The sequence below is a fragment of the Enterovirga sp. GCM10030262 genome, from assembly GCF_042666435.1.
Classification (GTDB): domain Bacteria; phylum Pseudomonadota; class Alphaproteobacteria; order Sphingomonadales; family Sphingomonadaceae; genus Allosphingosinicella.
This window is the reverse complement of sequence record NZ_JBHTDC010000001.1, coordinates 1584541-1601597: the sequence shown is the minus strand read 5'-3', so window position 1 is coordinate 1601597 and position 17057 is coordinate 1584541. Positions and strand designations below refer to the sequence as shown.

Annotated in this window: 11 protein-coding genes and 1 tRNA gene; 5 read left to right on the top strand and 7 right to left on the bottom strand. The window is 67.8% G+C overall.

Annotation, left to right across the window (positions count from 1 at the left end; genetic code table 11):
- Window positions 1-5: 5 nt before the first annotated feature.
- From secD to ACFQRC_RS07735, 3 genes are all read right to left on the bottom strand, one after another.
- Window positions 6-1610 carry a protein translocase subunit SecD gene (gene secD, locus ACFQRC_RS07745; protein WP_379959693.1) on the bottom strand — a complete coding sequence of 535 codons (1605 nt, stop codon included), beginning with the start codon at window positions 1608-1610 and terminating at the stop codon, window positions 6-8.
- Window positions 1610-1945: a preprotein translocase subunit YajC gene (yajC, locus tag ACFQRC_RS07740; RefSeq protein ID WP_379959691.1), complete on the bottom strand. Its 336-nt coding sequence runs from the start codon at window positions 1943-1945 to the stop codon at window positions 1610-1612. The genes secD and yajC overlap by 1 nt, the downstream gene beginning before the upstream one ends.
- Before the next feature lie 117 nt (window positions 1946-2062).
- On the bottom strand, window positions 2063-2536 hold the full coding sequence (locus ACFQRC_RS07735; protein ID WP_379959689.1) for a PaaI family thioesterase: 474 nt from the start codon (window positions 2534-2536) through the stop codon (window positions 2063-2065).
- A 144-nt stretch (window positions 2537-2680) separates the two neighbouring features.
- Here ACFQRC_RS07735 and ACFQRC_RS07730 point away from each other — a divergent pair.
- The 4 genes from ACFQRC_RS07730 to ACFQRC_RS07715 all read left to right on the top strand — a co-directional run bounded on the left by ACFQRC_RS07730 (window position 2681) and on the right by ACFQRC_RS07715 (window position 9491).
- Window positions 2681-2757: transfer RNA gene (locus ACFQRC_RS07730), tRNA-Pro, on the top strand.
- Window positions 2758-2925: 168 nt separating this feature from the next.
- Window positions 2926-5784 carry a hypothetical protein gene (locus ACFQRC_RS07725; RefSeq protein ID WP_379959687.1) on the top strand — a complete coding sequence of 953 codons (2859 nt, stop codon included), beginning with the start codon at window positions 2926-2928 and terminating at the stop codon, window positions 5782-5784.
- A 280-nt stretch (window positions 5785-6064) separates the two neighbouring features.
- Window positions 6065-8599, top strand: a complete 2535-nt coding sequence (locus ACFQRC_RS07720) for a hypothetical protein (protein ID WP_379959685.1) — start codon at window positions 6065-6067, stop codon at window positions 8597-8599.
- A 94-nt stretch (window positions 8600-8693) separates the two neighbouring features.
- The gene (locus ACFQRC_RS07715; RefSeq protein WP_379959683.1) at window positions 8694-9491 is read left to right on the top strand and encodes a DODA-type extradiol aromatic ring-opening family dioxygenase; all 798 of its coding nucleotides are present in this window, start codon (window positions 8694-8696) and stop codon (window positions 9489-9491) included.
- 7 nt (window positions 9492-9498) lie between these two features.
- Here the strand turns inward: ACFQRC_RS07715 and ACFQRC_RS07710 are convergent, their stop codons facing one another.
- The 4 genes from ACFQRC_RS07710 to ACFQRC_RS07695 form a co-directional block, all read right to left on the bottom strand.
- Entirely contained in the window at window positions 9499-10257 is a 759-nt protein-coding gene (locus ACFQRC_RS07710) for a class I SAM-dependent methyltransferase (protein ID WP_379959680.1), read from the bottom strand.
- A gap of 98 nt (window positions 10258-10355) precedes the next feature.
- A complete protein-coding gene (locus ACFQRC_RS07705; RefSeq protein WP_379959677.1) occupies window positions 10356-11183 on the bottom strand; it encodes a DUF2182 domain-containing protein in 828 nt (275 codons plus the stop codon).
- Window positions 11143-11775, bottom strand: coding sequence for a DUF1326 domain-containing protein (locus ACFQRC_RS07700; protein ID WP_379959674.1), 633 nt, complete (start codon window positions 11773-11775; stop codon window positions 11143-11145). The genes ACFQRC_RS07705 and ACFQRC_RS07700 overlap by 41 nt, the downstream gene beginning before the upstream one ends.
- A gap of 65 nt (window positions 11776-11840) precedes the next feature.
- Window positions 11841-13646, bottom strand: a complete 1806-nt coding sequence (locus ACFQRC_RS07695) for a hypothetical protein (protein WP_379959671.1) — start codon at window positions 13644-13646, stop codon at window positions 11841-11843.
- Window positions 13647-13799: 153 nt separating this feature from the next.
- Between ACFQRC_RS07695 and uvrA the strand changes: the two genes are divergently transcribed.
- Window positions 13800-16790, top strand: a complete 2991-nt coding sequence (gene uvrA, locus ACFQRC_RS07690) for an excinuclease ABC subunit UvrA (RefSeq protein WP_379959668.1) — start codon at window positions 13800-13802, stop codon at window positions 16788-16790.
- Window positions 16791-17057: the final 267 nt, after the last annotated feature.

Sequence of the window (17057 nt, the reverse complement as noted above, 5' to 3'; positions counted from 1 at the left end):
GTTCCCTAAATCCTGAGCGCCGTCGGCCGCTTGCGGCGGAGCCATAGCGACACGAACATGCGGGTGACGGTGACGGCGGTGAAGACGGACGTGACGATGCCGATCATCATCACCACCGCGAAGCCGCGCACGGGACCCGAGCCGAAGTAGAAGAGCAGCATCCCGGCGATGACGTTGGTGATGTTGGCGTCGAAGATCGCGGTCTGTGCCTCGCTATAGCCATGTTCGATCGCCGATATGATGGAGCGGCCTCGTCGATATTCCTCGCGGATGCGCTCGTTGATGATGACGTTGGCGTCGACCGCGGCGCCGATGGTCAGCACGAAGCCGGCGATGCCCGGCAGGGTGAGGGTCGCGTTGAAGATCGCCATGATACCGAGGATGATGATCACGTTGAGGATGAGCGCGATATCGGCGTAGAAGCCGAAGCGGCCGTAGGTCACCAGCATGAAGATCAGCACCGCCACGGTGCCGACGACGCCGGCGACGACGCCGAGGCGGATCGAATCGGCGCCGAGATCGGGGCCGACCGTCCGCTCCTCGACCACCTGGAGCTCGACCGGCAATTTGCCCGAGCGTAGCTGGATGGCGAGATCGTTGGCGGTCTCGACCGTGAAGCTTCCCGAAATCTGCGCCTGGCCGCCCAGGATCGGCTCGTTGATGTTGGGCGCCGAGATGACGACGTCGTCGAGGATGATGGCGAAGGGCTTGCCGACATTGTCCTGGGTGACGCGGGCGAAGCGGCGGCCTCCGGCGCCGTCGAAACGGATGCTGACGGCCGGCTCGTTGGTGGTCGGATCGAACACCTGGGTCGCGTCGATCAATTGGTCGCCGGTCACCATCGCGCGCCGCTCGACCGCGATATAGGGGACGCCGCTGGGGTTGGACGGATAGGGAAGGACCTGGCTTCCGACCGGCGCGCGGCCCTGGGCTAGCAGCGAGGGATCGGCGTCGAAATCGACGAGCTTGAAGTCGAGCCGCGCGGTCTTGCCGAGCAGATCCTTCAGCCCCTCGGGATCCTCGAGCCCCGGCACCTGGACGAGGATGCGGTCGCCACCCTGGCGGACGACCGTGACTTCGCGTGTGCCGTCCGGATCGACGCGATTATAGACGACCTCGCGGGCGACATCCATCGCGCTGTCGAGCGACGCGGCGAGGCCCGACTGGGTCGGCGTCAGGACGATGCGGCTCGAATCGACGACGTTGACGTTCCAGTCGCGCTGGCCGCCGAGGCCCACCGGCTGGGTAAGCGCGCGCAAAATCTCGACCGCGGCGTCGACCCGGGTGGGATCGCGCAGCATGAAGGTGACGCGGTTGCCCGCCGTCGAGATTTCGCCGATCTCGATCCGGGGCGAGGCGCGCCGCATTTCGGTGCGCACCGTCTCCTCCATCAGCGCCAGGCGCTGCTGGGCGACATCGCTGGTGTCGGCCTCCAGCAGCAAGTGGCTGCCGCCGGCGAGGTCCAGGCCGAGGTTGATCCGCGCCTTGGGCAGGAAGCCCGGCCATTGGGCGACCTGCTGCTCGGGGAAGAAGCTGGGGATGGCGAAGGCGACGCCGACGACCAGCAGCAGGCTGACCCACCAGACCTTCCAGCGCGGGAAATCCAGCATCAGTCGTTCGCGGGCTTGGCGCCGTGCGGCCGGATGTCGCTCAGCGTGGCCTTGAGCGCCTTGACGCGGACGCCTTGCGCGATCTCGATCTCGACCTCGGTTTCATCGACCTTGGTCACCTTGCCGACGATGCCGCCGCCGGTGACGACAATATCGTTCTTCTTCACCGCTCCGATCATCGCCTGGTGCTGCTTCATCCGGCGCTGCTGCGGGCGGATGAGCAGGAAGTAGAAGATGACGAAGATGAGGATCAGCGGGAAGACCGACACGAAGAACCCCGCGGCTCCTCCCGTGGATGCGGCGCCGGTCGCGGCGAAAGCGGGTGATGCGAACATGGGAATAGTACCTGATGTGAAGCGGCCCGTCACGGGCTCGTCCGGAAGGGCGCGCGACTATCATGGGGATGGGCCGGTGCGCAAGCAAGGCCGGTGGCGCGGCGCCCGCGACGCGGCTCAGCGCGGATGCAGGATCATCAGGGTCGAGGTGCCGTGCGCCAGGATCGCGCCGTCCGCCGACAGGAGCCTCGCCTCGGCGGTGGCGATCTGGCGGCCCTGGGCGACGACTCGTCCCTCCGCGCGGACGGTGCCGGCGTCGGCGCGGATGGCGCGGGTCATGTTCACCTTGGTCTCGATGGTGGTGTAGCCGATGCCGGCGGGGAGCGTCGCATGGACGGCGCAGCCCGCGGCGCTGTCGATCAGGGTCAGCGCCCAGCCGCCATGGACGATGCCCAGCGGATTGAGCAGATGCGGCCCCGGCTCGCCTTCGAATATCGCCGTGCCGGGTCCGACCTCGACGAGCCGGAAGCCGAGCGTCTTTCCCATGGCCGGCGCCGGCAGGCGGCCCGCGATCATCGCCTGGAGCAGCTCAAGCCCGGAAAGCCCGGCGACCCGTTCCGCGTCCGCGATCCCATATTCCCGCTCGGCCATGTTGCGCCCCATCCAGTTGCATTTCAAAACTAGACTGGCCGAACCGCCGAATCAAGCGGCGCGGCTTGCCATCCCACCGTGCCGGGCTTAAGTGCGCCGCTCTGGGCTCCCCATTGAAGCATGGCTTCGGTGCGGTCCCTCGGTCGGGGCGTAGCGCAGCCTGGTAGCGCATCACACTGGGGGTGTGGGGGTCGGAGGTTCGAATCCTCTCGCCCCGACCAAATTTTCCGCCGCGCGCCTGCCGCGATCGCCAGCGCGCCTCTCCATCGATTCGCGCGCGTCCCTGATCGGGCGTATGAAGGCGGACAGCGGAAAAACGGGGCGAGTCGCCTCCCATCCGACCGTTTGTTGCATGGCGTGCAAGGCGACAATCGCGGACGGAGGGAGCAATGGCCGATTTTCCCGTCGTGCTGGATGCGGAAACGCTCAACGGAACCAACGGCTTCCGAATTCTCGCGCCGGACGGGACCGGGGGCATCGAGGTCAGGCATATCGGGGGCAGCATCCCCGGCGGGCTTGTGCCCCCCGGCTTCTTCCCCCATCCCACCGACAATCTGGTGATCACCGCGTTCCGGTTCGGCACGGATTTCGCGGGCAGGCCGGTGGAAGAAGTCGGCGCGGTGCAATTCATCGCCGGGCAGAATCTTTTCGGTCAGCCCGCCAGCTTCCCTTCGGTGGTCGGCACGTTCAGCACCGGCGGTTCTTCTGAGCGGTCCGAAACTCTCGCCGAAGCTGAACAGCCGGAGATCAGCGGCATCGTCGCGGGGATCGACAAATATGACATTACCGGCTTCGAGGCGGCGGCCGCCGGCGACGTCAACGGCGACGGCTTCGCCGATTTCATGATCTCCGCCCCGCGCGCCGATCCCGACGGAAATGAGGATATGCCGGTGCTGCCGGCGGCCGGTGTCACCTATGTCGTGTTCGGATCGGCCGACGCGGCCGGGGCGGGGACCGGTTTCGCCGGGCTCGATGGCGGCAACGGCTTCCGCATCGATGGCGTGGCGGCCGGCGACACCAGCGGCTGGTCGGTCGACGGGATCGGGGATTTCAACGGCGACGGCTTTGACGACATGCTGATTGGCGCGAATCGCGCCGCGCCCGGCGGTGACTATTTCGCCGGCGCCAGCTATGTCGTGTTCGGGTCGGGCGATCCGTTCGCCGCCAGCATGGACCTGGCCGACCTCGACGGCGCCAGCGGCTTCCGCATCGACGGCCTCGACGCCAACGACGGGGCGGGATATTCGGTCGCCGGCGCCGGCGATGTCAACGGCGATGGCTTCGCCGATCTTATCGTTGGCGCGCGCGGGGGCGATCCGAGCGGCCGTTCCAACGCCGGCGAATCCTATGTCCTGTTCGGATCGGACGCGCCGTTCGACGCGAGCTTCGATGTCGCCGCCCTCGACGGCGCCAACGGCTTTCGCATCGACGGCGCCGCCATGGGCGACCGCAGTGGCCAGTCGGTCGCCTCGGCCGGCGATGTCAATGGCGACGGCTTCGGCGACCTCATCGTTGGCGCCTATAATGTCGACGTCGACGGCGACCGGGGGGAGGGACAGTCCTATCAGGGCGCGGCCTATCTGGTATTCGGGTCGGGCGCGCCGTTCGATCCGAGCCTCGACCTCGCCACCCTGGCCGGCGCCGACGGCTTCCGTCTCCGCGGCGCCGTCGAGGACGGCACCGCCCAGGCCGGCTATTCGGTGGCCTCAGCCGGGGACGTCAATGGCGACGGGTTCGATGATCTCGTCATCGGCGCGCTGCGCGCCGATTCCGGCCCAGGGCGCTATTCCGCCGGCGCCGCCTTCATCCTGTTCGGATCGGCGGCGCCGTTCGCGGCCGATTTCGACCTGACGACCCTCGACGGCGCCAATGGCTTCCGCGTCAACGGGACCGCCACCCAGGATTATCTGGGCAGCTCCGTCTCGTCGGCGGGCGATATCAACGGCGACGGCTTCGACGATCTCGCTATCAGCGCGCGCGGCACCGACGAGGCCTATATCGTCTTCGGCCGCGCGCCGACCACGGCCGTCACCCGCACCGGATCGGCCGCCGACCAGACGATCCGGGGCGGCGATTTCGACGATATTCTGAATGGCCTCGGCGGCAACGACCTGCTCGACGGCGGCCTCGGCCGCGATCGGCTGAACGGCGGCGCCGGCTCCGACACGGCGAGCTTCTCGTTCGCAGCCAGCGGTATCCGGCTCAACCTGGGCGCGACCGGGAATCAGAATAGCGGCGCGGGGATCGACAGATTCGTCAGCATCGAGAATGCGATCGGCTCCGCCTTCGCCGACATCCTGCGCGGCAAGGCCGGCGCCAACCGGCTCGACGGTGGGGCTGGCAACGACCGGCTCTACGGCCTGTCCGGCCGCGATATGCTGGTCGGCGGCAACGGCGACGACATTCTCCATGGCGGCACCGAGACCGACACGATGCGCGGCGGGCTGGGCGACGACCTGTTCCTCGTCCACGATGCCGGCGACAAGGCGATCGAGGGCGCGGGCGCGGGTCGCGACCAGGTCAATGCTTATGTCGACCACGCGCTCGCCGCCCATGTCGAAGACCTGCGCCTGTTCGGGACCGCGAACGTCGGCACCGGCAACGGGCTCGACAATTTGATCGTCGGCAATGGCGGCGCCAATATCCTGTCGGGGCTTGGCGGCGACGACACGCTGCGCGGCCAGAGCGGCATCGACATGCTCCATGGCGGCGACGATGCCGACATCCTTTACGGCGCGCTCGGCAATGACAGCCTGTTCGGCGACGCCGGCGCCGACCGGCTGAACGGCGAGGACGGAGTCGATACGCTGGGCGGCGGTGCCGGCAACGATCGGCTGTTCGGCGAGGCGGGCGCGGACATTCTCAGCGGCGGGATCGGCGAGGACGCGCTCAATGGCGGCACGCAGCGCGACACGATGACGGGCAATTCGGGCGCCGATCAGTTCGTGTTCGACGACGGCGACACCGCCGCCACCCGCAGCGGCGCCGACATCATCACCGATTTCAGCCAGGCGGAAGGCGACCGGATCAACCTGAGGCAAGTGGACGCCGATACCACGACCGGAGGCGACCAGAGCTTCTCCTTCATCGGCGACGCGGTCTTCTCGGGCGCGGCGGGCGAGCTGCGCTACGCCCACGCGCAGGGCAACACCTATATCGAGGGCGACACCAATGGCGACGGCGTCGCCAACTTCATGATCCGCCTCGACGGCATGCACGTCGTCGATGCCGCCGACTTCGTCGTGTAGACCTTCGACCGGCGTCCCGGAGAATTCGAAGCTCGCGGCCCGGCCGATTCGCGTGAATCCGAAATCGCGCGTATCAAGTCCGGCAGCGGAAAGCGGGACGAGTCCCGGCCGCTATGTGGCGTTCGAGCGACAATCGTGCCCGGAGGGGCAAGCCGATGGCCGATGATCCGACCATAAACGATCTTCCGACGCCTCAAGGCGCGGACGATGCCTCCACCGCGGACGACGCGAGGAAGGAAGGGTCATGCCTGATTTTACGCCACGGCTGACAAGGAGAGACTTGCAGCTTGGTCCGGAGAGCTTCGGCTATACCCTCATTTCCGGCATCGCCGACGGTTCCGCCAAAATGCTGGCCAACGGGGATTTCGACAAGGATGGCATCAAGGACATTCTCTTTTCGGTGCCCATCGGTCCCGAGAAGGATGCGGGATCGATCTACATCATCATCGGGGCGAAAGTAGAGTTCAAATTCGATATCACGCTCTCCGATTACGATCCCCCGCCCCCGCCCCCGCCTGACGGCCGAATGGCGGCCGAAGCGGAAGCGGATCCGCCGGCCTTGGCCGGCTTTCGCATCGACGGCGTCGACGCCTACGACCAGGCCGGCCGATCGATCGCCTGGGCGGGCGACGTCAATGGCGATGGCTTCGACGACATCGTCATCGGCGTCGGCTACGACGCAGGACTTACGCAATCCTATGTGGTGTTCGGGTCGGCCACCTTGCCGCAAACCGGCTTCAGCCTCGCCGGCCTCGACGGATCGAACGGCTTCCGGATCGACGGCGCCATGGCCGGCGACGGCCTCGGGCTGGCGGTCGCGGGCGGCGACGTCAATGGCGACGGCTTCGCCGATCTCATCCTCGGCGCGCCCCTCGCCGACGCCGATGGAGACCATTATTCGGGCTCGACCTATATACTGTTCGGCTCGGACGATCCGTTCGCGGCTACTGTCGACCTGGGCTCGCTGAACGGCGCGAACGGCTTCCGCATCGATGGGATCGATCCCAATGACAGGAGCGGAATCTTCGTCGCGACCGGCGACATCGACGGCGACGGCATCGCCGACATCGTCATCGGCGCCAGCGGAGGAGATCGCGCGCCGTTTCCCAACGACAATGCCGGCGAGACCTATGTCGTCTTCGGATCGCGCGATCCCTTCGCGGCGAGCAGCGACCTCGCCGACCTCGACGGGACGAACGGTTTTCGCATCGTCGGCGTCTCGACCGGGGACGGCAGCGGCGCGGCGGTCGCTTCGGCGGGCGACGTCAATGGCGACGGCTTCGCCGACCTGCTGATCGGCGCGCCCAATGCCAATAATGATAGTCCTTATTACAGCATGGGCGCGGCCTATGTCGTGTTCGGCGCCGCCGGCGGCTTCGCCGCGACCATCGATCTCGCCGCCCTCGACGGCGAAAGCGGTTTCCGGATCGATGCGCAGGACCGCAACGACCGCCTCGGCGCCTCGGTCGCCGCGGCGGGCGACATCAACGGCGACGGGTTCGACGACATCGTCGTCGGCGCGCCCAATGCCGGGCCGGTGGGCGCGGAATATCCGTTCGGCGATTATACCGGGAGCGCCTACGTCGTCTTCGGCCGGGCGGGAGGGTTCGGGGCCACGTTCGATCCCGGCACGCTCGACGGCTCGAACGGCTTCCGCTTCGACGGCACCGATCCCTATGACGGGGCCGGGTCCGCGGTTTCCGGCGCCGGCGACGTCAATGGCGACGGCTTCGACGATATCGCGATCACCGCGGATGGGCCCGGCGAAGGCTATATCATCTTCGGCCGCGCACCGACCACAGCCGTCACCCGCACCGGCTCGGCCGCCGGCCAGACGATCCGGGGCGGCGATTTCGACGACGTGCTGAACGGCCTCGGCGGCAACGACATTCTCGCTGGCGGCCTCGGCCACGACAGGCTCTATGGCTCTTTCGGCCGCGACACGCTGGGCGGAGGCGGCGGCGACGACCTTCTCAACGGCGGGGTCGAAATCGACACGATGCGCGGCGCCGCCGGCAACGATCATTATATTGTCCACGATGCCGGCGACAAGACGATCGAGGGTGCCGACCGAGGCCACGATCGGGTCAGGGCGTTCGTCGATCATGTGCTGGCCGACAATATCGAGGAGCTGCGGCTGTTCGGAGCGGCGGCCAACGGCACCGGCAACGATCTAGGCAACGCCATCCTCGGGTCGAGCATCGCCAATATCCTGTCGGGGCTTGGCGGCAACGACACTTTGCGCGGTCAGAGCGGCGTCGATACGCTCCGTGGCGGCGACGATGCCGACATCCTCTATGGCGCGCTCGGCAACGACCGCCTGTTCGGCGACGCGGGCGCCGACCGGTTGAACGGTGAAGCGGGAATCGACACGCTGCTCGGCGGCGCGGGCGACGACCGGCTGTTCGGAATGGGCGGCGCGGACAAGCTCAACGGCGGAGCTGGCGGCGACGCCTTGAATGGAGGCATCCAGCGCGACACGATGACGGGCGGCGCCGACGCCGACCAATTCGTGTTCGACGACGGCGACACCGCCGCCACTCGCAACGGCGCCGACATCGTCACCGATTTCAGCCGGGCGGAGGGCGACCGGATCAACCTGAGGCAGGTGGACGCCAACGCCGATGTCGGCGGCGACCAGAATTTCACCTTCGTCGGCGACGCCGCTTTCTCGGGCGCGGCCGGCGAGCTGCGTTACGCCCACGCGCAGGGCAACACCTATATCGAGGGCGACACCAATGGCGACGGCGTCGCCGACTTCATGATCCGCCTCGACGGCATGCACGTCGTCGATGCCGCCGACTTCGTCGTGTAAGGGATGTCGGCCGGCTGGGCGTTGCCGGGAGCGCAATGGCGGGTTTCGGGCCACGCCCCTTCAAGCCGGGCGGGAGTCACGCCATTTCCGGTCGATGAAACAGCCCACTCTCTTCCTGCCGCATGGCGGCGGCCCCTGCTTCTTCCTCGACGAGGACGGCCCCGTGCCGCCCGAATGGCGCCCGATGGGCGATTTCCTCGCCCGCGTGATCGCCGACCTCCCCGAGCGGCCAAAGGCGATCCTGATCGTCTCCGGTCATTGGGAGGAGCCGCATTTCACCGTTCATAACGGCGAACGGCCAGAGCTGCTCTACGATTATGGCGGCTTTCCGGACCATACTTACGCCCTGCGCTGGGACGCGCCCGGCGCACCCGCCCTCGCTCACCGCGCGGCGGCGTTGCTGGAGGCCGCCGGCTTTCCGACGGCAACCGAGGGAGATCGCGGCTGGGATCACGGCGTCTTCATCCCGATGAAGGTGGCGGTGCCGGAGGCCGATATTCCCACCGTCCAGCTCTCGCTCCGCCGCGATCTCGATCCCGCCGCCCATATCGCCGCCGGCCGCGCCCTCGCGCCGCTTCGCGACGAAGGCGTGCTGATCGTCGGCTCGGGCATGAGCTTCCACAATATGCGCCTGCGCGACGGCAGCGTTCAGGAGGCCGCGGACGCGTTCGACGCCGCGCTCACCGCCGCCGTCACCGATCCCGATCCGGCCGCGCGCGATGCCAGCCTCGCGGCATGGGAAAAGCTTCCCCACGCGCGCCTCGCCCATCCGCGCGAGGAACATCTGCTGCCGCTGATGGTCGCCGCCGGCGCGGCCTCGGACGATCCGGGCGCCCACATCTTCCGCGACCGCGTGATCGGCTGGACCGTCTCCGGCTACCGCTTCGGTTGAACCCGGCTCAGGCTTCGGGCTTGCGGAAGCGATAGACGATCCGGTCGGTCTTGCCCCGCACGGCGGGATCGAAGACGAGCTTCGCGTGATCGTCGGCCGGGTTGCGCAGCAGCGCGCTCTCGCCGTCGAACAGGAATCCGGCGCGCTCGAAATCGGCGCGCACCACGGCGGGGTCGATCCGGTGCAGCTTGGCCACCACCTCGCGCGTGTCGCCTCCGGGCGCCGCGACATGATCGACCACGCCGACGGTCCCGCCCGGCTTCACCGCCGCGAACACCTCCGTCAGCGCCGCGTCCGGGTCGACGCGGGGAAATCTGTACTCCTCGCTCTCCCAATAAAGGTCGTGATAGATCATGTGCATCAGCACGAAGTCGAAACTCCGCTCGGGAAGCGACAGCGCGTCGGCCGGGCTGACGAGCAAATCGACGTTCGGCGCTCGTCCCTGGAGCGCTTCGAAATTCCGGGTGCCGGCCTCGTCGATGAAATTGGCCGGCTCCCACGCGACCACCGCCCCCTGCGGGCCGACCGCTTTGGCCATGATCTCGGCATAGTAGCCGCCGCCGGTGAACAGATCGAGCACCCTGTCGCCCTGTTCGAGCCCGAGGAAAGCCAGGACTTCGGCCGGCTTGCGGCTCTCGTCCAGCTTGGTCGCCTCGGCCGGGCGTCCGGCCGTCGCCACCGCGGCGGCGACATCGGCCGGCGCCGCGTGAGCAGCGGTCATCGGCGCGGCGAGCAGCAGGGCCAGTACCAGAGCCTTCATCTTCATGCGGAGCCTCCCTCGTTCAGTGGTCCGCTCCTCGGCGATAGAGAAGGCGGCGGCAGCGGAAATTCGACCAAGCGGCGACTTCCTTCGGCGAGCGTTCTTCAACCTCCGAGCGCGAGAACAAGGCCGGCCACGAGCAGGACGGCCCCGCTCGTCTCCCGCACCGGCCATCGCGGCGGCGCCAGCTTCTCGGCGAGCACCAGCAGCGCGAGCCCGCCGATCCAGCCGATATTCATCACTCCGCCGACGAACAGCAACAGCATCAGCGCCCAGCAGCAGCCGAGGCAATAGGTCCCGTGCGCCAGCCCCAGCCGCAGCGCCCCCGCCGCGCCCGGCCGCCAACCGCGCATGACGAAGCCCAGGGGCGAGCGGCATTGGCCGAGGCAGGCGCGCTTGAGAGGGCTCAATTGGTAGAGTCCCGCCAGCGCCAGCAGCCCGCCCGCCGGCCAGCCGCCGCCGAGCGCCAGCCCCGCCGCCGAAACCGCCCCGCTTGCCACCAGCGCCGCCTGGAGCAGGGTCGCCGCCGCCGAGAAGAGCAGCCACAAATCGAGGTAGGCGAGCATGAACAGGGCCGTTTGCGCCAGCACATGCGCCTCTCCCGAGCGGCGGGTGAAGCGCGCGTGGAGCAGGATCATCGGCGCGGCGGAAGGCAGCATCATCGCCACCATCATCAGAGCCCACATGAGGAAGGCGGGCAGCAGATAACCGGCCGACCAAGGCTCCGGCGCGGCCATTCCCGCCATTTCCGCCATCTCGCCGCCACCGGCCGCGCCACCCAGCAGCCAGAACCACGACAAGGCCGCGACCGCGACGAGGCAGCCGAGGACGATCAGACGCTCGCGCGCGAGGATCCGCTCGATCGGCCGCCGCTCGGCCGGGGAGGGCGGGTCAGGCGACGCCGCTGGTCGAAAAATCGACGTTCGCCACATGGGCATGGCTCGGCCCGAACGTCAGCGCGATCGGCCCCGAGGCTCGCGTCTCGCCGCTCGCATATTCCGCCTCCCGATATTCGAAGCCGCCGGGCAGGCTGACGCGGACGCGGTGCTCGCCACCGGTGACGGGGTTGCGGATCGGCTCGATCCGGCTGTCGATCATGCCGTCGACCGCGATCCGGCCGGTCCTGCCCTCCATGTCGACGGCGAAGTCGATCGGCAGGAAGGCCGGCTCGTGCACCGTCTCCAGGGTGGTCGCGAACACGCTGAAGACGGTCGCGCCCGGCTCGGTCTCCTGGCCGGACAATATGGTGAGAAGCGCGGCCCGCTGCGCCTCGTCGGCGCTGGCGTCGATGACGATGAAGGCTTCGCCATGGCCGAGATGGATCGCCTCGGGCCAGGCGAATGTCGCCGCCCATTTGAGGCCGGAGAGCGGCACGTCGCCGAAATGCCCCTCGTCGATCCGCATCGCCACCACCGCCCGGCAATCGCCATGGGTGGGAAGGGCATTGAACTGGCAGGGACATCCCCAGTCGCAATTGCAGCTGGTGATCTCCGCGCCGCGCATCCGCCAGTCGACATAGGCCATGGTCGTCCTCCACCGCGGGAAGGAGTCGCCTATAGCATCGACACGGGTTCTTCCCAAGCGCGCGGCTAATTGTCGCCGGCCGCGGCCGATCCGTCGGCACCGGCCCCGGGCTCGCGCACCAGGCCGAACTTCACATCGGGAGCGACGCCGGCGGCGAACGCGCCCTTGCGGCCGATCGCGATCCGGTCGGCGGCGCCTTCCACCGCGCCGAAGAGCAACGCCCCTCCCGCCCAGGAAAGGCCGCTCGTCTCGCCCGCGATACGCGGCACGCGATGCTCGCGGCTGTGGACCAGTTCGTCGCCGAACCGCGTCTCCTGGGTCAAGACGATCGCGTCCGGGCCGATCTCCTTGATCCGCAGCCAGTAAGCGAGCGGCTTGCCGAAATCCCCCGCTTGCGGCGTCACCGGCACCGGTCCTTCATTGCTGCTCGTTCCGACCGCGTAGGAGAGGCCGGTCACCTCGAAGGCCGGCTTCTGGCCCTTGAGCAAAGTGTAGCGCTGGCCGCCTTCCTCGGGCAGGCAGGTCGCCGACCATTCCTCCTCGTCCTGCACCGGCACGCACCAGACGAGCCGCGTATTCTCCACCGACGGCGCGCGGCCGCCGACATTGCCTTGCGGGACGCCGTAGCGCGTCATCACCGTGCGGCTCGCCATCGGCATGCCGTAGAGCAACGTTCCCTTGGGCAGCGACCGTTTGGAAAAGAGCGTGCGGATGACGGTGTCCTGGGTCAGCACGCCCATATAGCCGTGGGTGATGCCTTGCTTCAGGACGATGTCGCCGGCCTTGGCTTCGCCTTCGGCCACCTCCGCGCCGCCGGTGGTCATGATGACCGGCTTGTCGAACTTCTGCCGGATGGCGAGCTGGTTCTGGCGGGCGGTGACGGTCTGGGCCATCGGCTCGACCGCCATGCCGTTCAGCCGGTACAACCGGTCGGGCGCGGCCTGGGCGATCAGCCGGACCGGCGCGCCGGCGCTCTTGGGGCCGACCTCGACGATCAGGTCACCCATCCGGACCGCCGCCGCGTCCTTGGCGAGATTCGCCGGATAATCCGGGTCCCCCGGCGCCATCGGCCGGGCTTCGCCGCAGGGGGCGCCGCTCCCCACCCGCGCCAGCGCCGCGACCAGCTGCGCCCGCTGTTCGGGCTTCATCTTGTCGAAGGCCTCCATCGCTCCGGGAGTCATGCCGGTCAGCTCGGTTAGGCTGATCCCCGGCTTGCCGTCCGTCTGGGTGGAGAAGGCATAACGCGGCCGGTCATGGTCCTTGCCGCAATTACTGTAGCTGACGGCGATCACCGGCATCTCGTCGGCGCGCGCCTGCCGATAGGCGACCGGCTCGGGCAGCGGCATCGGCGCGCCGAGAATCGACAATTGCTCGGCCGCCCCGCCTTTCTCGCCGAGGCCGAGCGCCTTGGCCTCGAACCGCCCGTCGCGATCCTTGTCGAGCAGGCAGAGCACGCGCCCGGCATGGCCGGGGCCGCTCCCGTTCGCGCAATAGAGCCGCTTCGCGGTCTCGGCGACGACGTCGGCGGTCGTGGCGTAGCGGGACGGATCGCCGGTGACCGCGAGCGACAGGACCAGCTTCTTGCCCGCCCCCTGCCCGAAATCCTTGTCGACCACGACCGCGCCGAGCGGCGCCAGCGTCACTTTGGCGATCATGTTCGCCTTGGGCTGGTCGCCGGTGAACCAGATCGGGTCGCTCTTCTGCGCGAGGTCGATCGGCTGCGCCACGAAAGGCACACCCGCCACCTCGAGGTCGTGCACGTCGAACGCGGCCTCGGCGGCGGCGGAATCCGCGCCGGCCACGTCTTGCGCGGCCGCCGCGGGCGCCAGGGACGCCAGCGCGACGATCGACACAAAGCCTTTGTTTCTCATTTGGTTACCCCCTCAGTCCCACCCTCCCTATCGTCCCGGGGTCCGCCTGCCAAGGCCATTGAAGCGCGCGGCTATCGCCCCCATCTCGCGCCGGTCGCGTTTCGACGACGCGTCCCCTTGCCACGACAGAACAAATCTGGAACACCGGCCTTTATGCTGACTCACATTTCCGTCCGCGGTGCGCGCGAGCATAATCTGAAGGGCGTGGATATCGATATCCCGCGCGAGACGCTGACCGTGATCACCGGCCTGTCGGGCTCGGGCAAGTCGAGCCTCGCCTTCGACACCATCTATGCCGAGGGGCAGCGGCGCTATGTCGAGTCGCTCAGCGCCTATGCGCGCCAGTTCCTGGAGATGATGCAGAAGCCCGACGTCGACCATATCGAGGGCCTGTCGCCCGCCATCTCGATCGAGCAGAAGACGACGTCGAGGAACCCGCGCTCCACCGTCGCCACCGTCACCGAAATCTACGATTACATGCGCCTGCTCTGGGCCCGCGTCGGCGTGCCCTACAGCCCCGCCACCGGCCTTCCCATCTCCGCTCAGACGGTCAGCCAGATGGTCGACCGCGTCATGGCCCTCCCCGAAGGCACCCGCCTCTATTTGCTCGCCCCGGTCGTCCGCGGCCGCAAGGGCGAGTATAGGAAGGAGCTCGCCCAGTGGCAGAAAGAGGGCTTCACCCGCGTCCGCATCGATGGCGCCTTTTACGATATCGAGGACGCCCCCGCCCTCGACAAGAAATACAAGCATGACATCGAAGTGGTCGTCGATCGCCTCGTCGTCCGCGAGGGCATCGAGACGCGTCTCGCGGATTCGCTTGAAACCGCGCTCAAGCTCGCCGAAGGCCTCGTCTATCTCGACCCGGCAGATCCTCCCCGGGACGGGGAGGGGGACCAGGCGCAGCCTGGTGGAGGGGGCCCCGAGACCCGCGCCGTGTTAGGCGACAACGCCCCCCCCAGCCGCATCACCTTCTCCGAGAAATTCGCCTGCCCCGTCTCTGGCTTCACCATCGCCGAGATCGAGCCGCGTTTGTTCAGCTTCAACGCCCCCCAGGGCGCCTGCCCCGGCTGCGACGGCTTGGGCGAGAAGCTCCATTTCGATCCCGAATTGGTCGTCCCCAACCAGAATCTCAGCATCAAGAAGGGCGCCGTCGTGCCCTGGGCCAAGTCGAACCCGCCCAGCCCGTACTACATGCAGGTCCTCGGCTCCCTCGCCCGCGAATATGATTTCAGCCTCGAAACGCCCTGGAACGAGCTCCCCGAGGAGGTGCATTCCATCATCCTCCACGGCACCCGCGGCAAGCCCGTCACCCTCCGCTTCGTCGACGGCCGCAAATCCTACGAGGTCAAGAAGCCGTTCGAGGGCGTGATCGGCAATCTGAACCGCCGGATGCTCCAGACCGAGAGCGCCTGGATGCGCGAGGAGCTTTCCAAATACCAAAGCGCCGCCCCGTGCGAGACGTGCGGCGGCGCCCGCCTCCGCCCGGAGCCGCTCGCGGTCAAGATCGCCGGCGAGGACATCTCCATCTCCACCCGCCGCTCCGTCGTCCAGGCGCTCGCCTGGTTCTCGACCCTGGAGGAAAAGCTCGCCCCGCAGCAGCAGGAAATCGCCCGCGCCATCTTGAAGGAGATCAACGAGCGCCTCGGCTTCCTCAACAATGTCGGCCTCGATTACCTCAACCTCGACCGCACCTCCGGCACCCTGTCCGGCGGCGAGTCCCAGCGCATCCGCCTCGCGTCGCAGATCGGCTCGGGCCTGTCGGGCGTCCTCTACGTCCTCGACGAGCCCTCGATCGGCCTCCACCAGCGCGACAACGACCGCCTGCTCGTCACCCTCCGCCGCCTGCGCGATCTCGGCAACACCGTGCTCGTCGTCGAGCATGACGAGGACGCCATCCGCACCGCCGACCACGTCATTGACATGGGGCCGGGCGCGGGCGTCCATGGCGGCGAGGTCGTCGCGCAAGGGTCGCTTGAGGAAGTGCTGGCCAACGAGAAGTCGCTGACCGCCGATTACCTCACCGGCCGCCGCAGCGTGCCGATCCCCGCCACCCGTCGCAAGGGCAACGGCAGGAAGCTCACCGTCCACGGCGCCACCGCCAACAATCTGAAGGACGTCACCGCGTCCATCCCCTTGGGCACCTTCACCTGCATCACCGGCGTCTCGGGCTCGGGCAAGTCGAGCTTCACCATCGACACCCTCTACGCCTCCGCCGCGCGCCAGCTGAACGGCGCCCGCATGCTCGCCGGCCGCCACGAAAAGCTCACCGGCCTGCAATATCTCGACAAGGTGATCGACATCGATCAGTCGCCGATCGGCCGCACGCCCCGCAGCAACCCTGCGACCTACACCGGCGCCTTCACCTGCATCCGCGACTGGTTCGCCGGGCTGCCGGAGAGCGGCGCGCGCGGCTACAAGCCCGGCCGCTTCAGCTTCAACGTCAAGGGCGGCCGCTGCGAGGCGTGCAAGGGAGACGGCGTCCTCAAGATCGAGATGCACTTCCTCCCCGACGTCTACGTCACCTGCGACGTCTGCCACGGCGCCCGCTACAATCGCGAGACGCTGGAGGTGAAGTTCAAGGGCAAGTCGATCGCCGACGTGCTCGACATGACGGTCGAGGACGCGCACGTCTTCTTCAAGGCCGTCCCCCCGATCCGCGACAAGATGGCGATGCTGGAGGAGGTCGGCCTCGGCTACGTCAAGGTCGGCCAGCAGGCGACCACCTTGAGCGGCGGCGAAGCCCAGCGCGTCAAGCTCGCCAAGGAACTGTCGCGCCGGGCGACGGGCCAGACCCTCTACATCCTCGACGAACCCACCACCGGCCTCCACTTCGAGGACGTGAGGAAATTGCTCGAAGTCCTCCACGCCCTCGTCGAGCAAGGCAACACGGTGGTCGTGATCGAGCATAACCTCGAAGTCATCAAGACAGCGGACTGGGTCATCGACCTAGGCCCGGAAGGCGGCGACAAGGGAGGCGAAGTCGTCGCCGAAGGCACGCCCGAGCAAGTCGCCGAGGCACCCCGCTCCTACACCGGTCACTATCTCAAGCCACTGCTCCAAGGTCCACGCGCCGAAGCCGTAGCCTCGCCGGCCAGGAAAAAGCGGGGTTCCACCTCGATGCGTCAGCGAGAGGCCGCCGAATAGGCGGCTGCGGCGACAAGCGTGTCCTGAGCGAAGCGTCGAGCGAAGCCGAGACGCGCAGTCGAAGGAGGCGGAATTGTCGCCGAAGGTACGCCGGAGCAAGTTTCGGAGGAGCCTCGCTCGTACACCGGGAGCCTATCTCAAAATGCTGCTTCAGGGAGCGCGCACGGAAGCCAAACCCGCCCCGAAGAAAAAGCGGGGTGCCCCCGGCCTCAATGTGTGAGAGAGAGAGTCTACAGGTATAGTGAGGTTTTGAGGAAATTGCCTATG

Bases quoted from the DNA above. Each gene is read 5' to 3' on its own strand.
- yajC (WP_379959691.1), bottom strand. From the start codon at position 1,945: ATGTTCGCATCACCCGCTTTCGCCGCGACCGGCGCCGCATCCACGGGA.
- ACFQRC_RS07735 (WP_379959689.1), bottom strand. From the start codon at position 2,536: ATGGCCGAGCGGGAATATGGGATCGCGGACGCGGAACGGGTCGCCGGG.
- ACFQRC_RS07695 (WP_379959671.1), bottom strand. From the start codon at position 13,646: ATGAGAAACAAAGGCTTTGTGTCGATCGTCGCGCTGGCGTCCCTGGCG.
- ACFQRC_RS07705 (WP_379959677.1), bottom strand. From the start codon at position 11,183: ATGTGGCGAACGTCGATTTTTCGACCAGCGGCGTCGCCTGACCCGCCC.
- ACFQRC_RS07700 (WP_379959674.1), bottom strand. From the start codon at position 11,775: ATGGCCTATGTCGACTGGCGGATGCGCGGCGCGGAGATCACCAGCTGC.
- ACFQRC_RS07710 (WP_379959680.1), bottom strand. From the start codon at position 10,257: ATGAAGATGAAGGCTCTGGTACTGGCCCTGCTGCTCGCCGCGCCGATG.
- uvrA (WP_379959668.1), top strand. From the start codon at position 13,800: ATGCTGACTCACATTTCCGTCCGCGGTGCGCGCGAGCATAATCTGAAG.
- ACFQRC_RS07725 (WP_379959687.1), top strand. From the start codon at position 2,926: ATGGCCGATTTTCCCGTCGTGCTGGATGCGGAAACGCTCAACGGAACC.
- secD (WP_379959693.1), bottom strand. From the start codon at position 1,610: ATGCTGGATTTCCCGCGCTGGAAGGTCTGGTGGGTCAGCCTGCTGCTG.
- ACFQRC_RS07715 (WP_379959683.1), top strand. From the start codon at position 8,694: ATGAAACAGCCCACTCTCTTCCTGCCGCATGGCGGCGGCCCCTGCTTC.